Origin of the sequence: Streptomyces sp. NRRL S-37 (genome assembly GCF_000721605.1) — a bacterium.
Taxonomy (GTDB): domain Bacteria; phylum Actinomycetota; class Actinomycetes; order Streptomycetales; family Streptomycetaceae; genus Streptomyces.
This window is the reverse complement of the sequence record NZ_JOIZ01000083.1, coordinates 1-1,046: the sequence shown is the minus strand read 5'-3', so window position 1 is coordinate 1,046 and position 1,046 is coordinate 1. Positions and strand designations below refer to the sequence as shown.

Below are 1,046 nucleotides of genomic sequence, written 5' to 3'. Positions count from 1 at the left end.
GTTCTCGTAGGCGATCGGACTGCGGTGTCCGAGGCGGGAGTGACGGCGTCGGGTGTTGTAGCGGTTCAGCCAGCGGGGGCGCCGTGATCGGTGTGCAGGACCGCCCCGGCGAGGCCGCCGCGGGTCCGCTCGGCGGCGGCCAGGGCGTCGGTGACGAGGTCGGTGCGCATGTGGTCCGCGATCGCCCAGCCGGCAAGACGCCGTGAGGCGAGGTCGATGACGGTGGCCAGATAGAGGAACTTCCCGCCGTCCAGCGGGAGATAGGTGATGTCGCCGACGTACTTCGTGTTCGGCCTGCTTGCGGTGAAGTCGCGGCCGATGAGGTCTGGGGCCTTGGCCGCGGCCGGGTCGGCAACAGTGGTGCGGTGTCTGCGGCGCAAGCGCACGCCCGCCAGACCGGCACCCCGCATCACCCGCGCGATCCGCTTGTGGTTGACGCGCTCGCCCGCCTCGCGGAGCTCGGCGGTGATCCTGGGGACGCCGTAGGTGCCGTCCGACTCGCGGTGCACGGCCCGTATCCGGGCGGCGAGGCGGGCGTCGGCCGCCTGCCGGGCGGCCCGGTCCGCAGCGGTGCGGCGCCAGTAGCAGAAGCTGGAGCGGGCGATGCCGAGGATGGTGCACAGCCGCTTCACGCCGTAGCGGCGGTGGTGGTCGGCGACGAACTGGAAGCGGTTCACCAGCGCGTCTCCCCGGCGAAATACTTCGCCGCCTTCCGCAGGATCTCGCGTTCCTCCTCCAGCTCGCGGACCTTCTTGCGCAGAGCGGCGTTCTCCGCCTCCAACGGCGTGGGCGGCTCGGCCGGCACCTCGGCTCGGCGTCCCCGGGGCCGGCTCGCACCAGCGGCCCGGACCCAGTTCCGCAGGGTCTCGGGATTGATCCCCAGATCGGCAGCGACCTGCCTGATCGTCGCTTCGGGCCGCGACTGGTACAGCGCGACCGCGTCCGCCTTGAACTGCGGCGGATAGTTCTTCATGACCACGAGATGTCCGTTCTCAGATCCTCAGGATCCAGTGTCTCGTGTGTCCAAGATCAGGGGTCAAGGCCCA

The 1,046-nt window shown here is 70.7% G+C and carries 1 pseudogene; it reads right to left on the bottom strand.

The features are described 5' to 3' along the window. Window positions 1-77: 77 nt before the first annotated feature. Window positions 78-979, bottom strand: a pseudogene (locus IH50_RS38345) (IS3 family transposase); the annotation flags it as partial. Window positions 980-1,046: the final 67 nt, after the last annotated feature.